Consider the following 2,704-nt stretch of genomic DNA (forward strand, 5'->3'; position numbering starts at 1 on the left):
CCGGCGGGGTGGGTGCCGGTGCGGGGGGCGCCGGCGCTCACCCGGGTCAGCCCTTCTCCGTCACGCCCGCCGCGTCGAACGTGGCCACCTCGTGCATGGCCCGCGCCGCGCTCTGCACGATCGGCAGGGCCAGCAGGGCGCCGGTGCCCTCGCCGAGCCGCAGATCGAGGTCGACCAGCGGGCGCAGGCCCAGCTTGGTGAGGGCGGCGACGTGCCCGGGTTCGGCGCTGCGGTGTCCGGCGATGCACGCCGCCAGTGCCTCGGGGGCGATCGCGCGGGCCACCAGGGCGGCGGCGCCGGCGCTCACCCCGTCCAGGATGACCGGGGTGCGCAGCGAGGCGCCGCCGAGGACGAAGCCGACGAGGGCCGCGTGCTCAAGCCCGCCGAGCGCCGCGAGCACGCCGATCGGGTCGGCCGGGTCGGGCTGGTGGAGTTCGATGGCGCGCCGTACGACATCCACCTTGCGGGCCAGCGTCTCGTCGTTGATTCCGGTGCCGCGGCCGGTGATCTCGGCCGGGTCGGCGCCGGTGTAGACGGAGATGAGGGCGGCGGACGCGGTGGTGTTGGCGATGCCCATCTCGCCGGTGAGCAGCGCCTTGTTGCCGGCGGCGACGAGGTCGCGGGCGGTTTCGACGCCCACCTCGATGGCGCGCAGCGCCTCTTCCCGGGTCATGGCGGGCCCGGCGGTGAAGTCGGCGGTGCCGGGTGCCACCTTGCGCGGCAGCAGCCCGGGCGTACTGGGCAGTGCGGCGGCGACGCCGACGTCCACCACGCAGACCTCGGCCCCGACCTGGTTGGCGAACGCGTTGCACACCGCGCCGCCGCCCAGGAAGTTGGCCACCATCTGGCCGGTGACCTCCTGCGGCCAGGGGGTGACACCCTGCGCGTGCACGCCGTGGTCGCCGGCGAAGATGGCCACCGCGGCGGGTTCCGGGATCGGCGGCGGGCACTTCCGGGACAGGCCGCAGAGCTGGGCGGAGATGATCTCCAGCATGCCGAGCGCGCCCGACGGCTTGGTCATCCGCTTCTGCCGCTCCCACGCCTCGCCGAGCGCCTTGGCGTCCAGCGGCCGGATGCCGCGCAGCGTCTCCTGGAGCAGGTCGTGCGGTTGCTCGCCGGGGAGCGCGCGCCGGCCGTACGTCTCCTCGTGGACCACCCACGACAGCGGGCGCCGCTTGGACCAGCCGGCCTGCATCAGCTCGGGCTCGGCCGGGAACTCGTCCACGTACCCGACGCACAGGTACGCGACGACCTCCAGGTGTTCGGGCAGGTCGAGGGCGCGCACCATCTCGCGCTCGTCGAAGAAGCTGACCCAGCCGACGCCGAGCCCCTCGGCCCGGGCGGCGAGCCACAGGTTCTCCACGGCGAGCGCGGAGGAGTACGGCGCCATCTGCGGCTGGGTGTGCCGGCCGAGGGTGTGCCGGCCGCCGCGGGTGGGGTCGGCGGTGACGACGATGTTGACCGGGGTGTCGAGGATCGCCTCGATCTTCAGTTCCTTGAACTGCTTGGCCCGGGCCTTCGGCAGCGACTTGGCGTACGCGTCGCGCTGCCGCTCCGCCAACGCGTGCATCGCCCGCCGGGTGTCGGCCGACCTGATGACGACGAAGTCCCAGGGCTGGGAGTGGCCGACGCTGGGCGCGGTGTGCGCGGCCTCCAGGACGCGGAGCAGCACCTCGTGCGGGATGGGGTCGGGGCGGAAGCCGTTGCGGATGTCGCGGCGCTCGCGCATCACGCGGTGCACCGCGGCGCGCTCGGCCTCGGCGTACCCCTCGGCCGCCGGCCGCTGCGCCGCGTCCTCGGGCAGCGCCTCCGCGATCTCCAGCACGGCGGCCATGTCCGCTGCCGAGACCTCGACCGCGCCGGGGGCGGGGCTGGCGTTGGGGTTGGGGTTGGGTCCGGCCTCGGCCGGCGGCGAACCGGCCGGCTGGCCGGTCTGTTGCGCCGGTACGAGCGACGGGTTCGCTTCGGCCTGCGCGGCGGCGGGCTGCGGGGTGGGCGCGCCTGCGTTGGGGACGGCCGGGCCCTCTTCGGGGGTGGTCGCGCCCTTGTCGGAGGTAGCGGGGGTGGCTTCCCCCGTGGCGGGGGCGGGCTCGGAAGTGGCGGGGGCCGTGGAGCCCTGGCCCGCGTTCTGACCCGACGGCCCGGCCGGTTGGGCGGGGGTGGTCGCCGCGGGTGCGGCCGTCGCGGGTGCGGCCGTCGCGGGTGCCGGTGTGTCGCCGTCGGCTGCCGGTACGGGCGTGCCCGCTTCGGTGGCGGGTGCGGGTACGGGTACGTCGCCGACCTGGGCGGGGGCCGTCGCGACTGCGGCCGGGGTGGTGGCCTGGGCCGGGTTGGTGCTCGCCGCGGGCGTGTTCGCTTCGGCGGGCTGTGCGGCCGGGGTGCCATCGGCGGGCGCGGCGGCAGCCTTGTCCGTGGTGGGTTGCGGGGCCTGGGCCGCGGGGGGTGGTGTCGCCGCCGGCTGGGTTGCGACGGCCTCGGTGGTGGCCTCGGTAGCAGCGGGGTCGGTGGCGGTGGCCTGGGCGGTGGCGCCTTCGGCTGCGTTGGGGGTGCCGGCGGTGTTCGCCGCGTCGGTCGCGTCGGTCGTCTTGGCCGCGTCGGTCGCGCCGGGCGGGTTCGCCGCGTCGGCTACCCCGGACGCGTCGGCGGCCTCGGGCGGGTGCGCCGGGGCGGGCGCGGGGGGGGGGGGGGGGGGGGGGGGGGGGGG

Annotated in this window: 1 protein-coding gene; it reads right to left on the bottom strand. The window is 76.7% G+C overall.

The window, feature by feature from the left end; genetic code table 11:
• Window positions 1–46 precede the first annotated feature (46 nt).
• Window positions 47–2,704: nicotinate-nucleotide--dimethylbenzimidazole phosphoribosyltransferase (gene cobT, locus AAHZ94_RS32290; RefSeq protein ID WP_349997265.1), on the bottom strand; the 2,658-nt coding region annotated here is incomplete at its 5' end.

It is taken from the genome of Streptomyces sp. HSW2009 (assembly GCF_040240285.1).
In the GTDB taxonomy this organism is placed as follows: domain Bacteria; phylum Actinomycetota; class Actinomycetes; order Streptomycetales; family Streptomycetaceae; genus Streptomyces.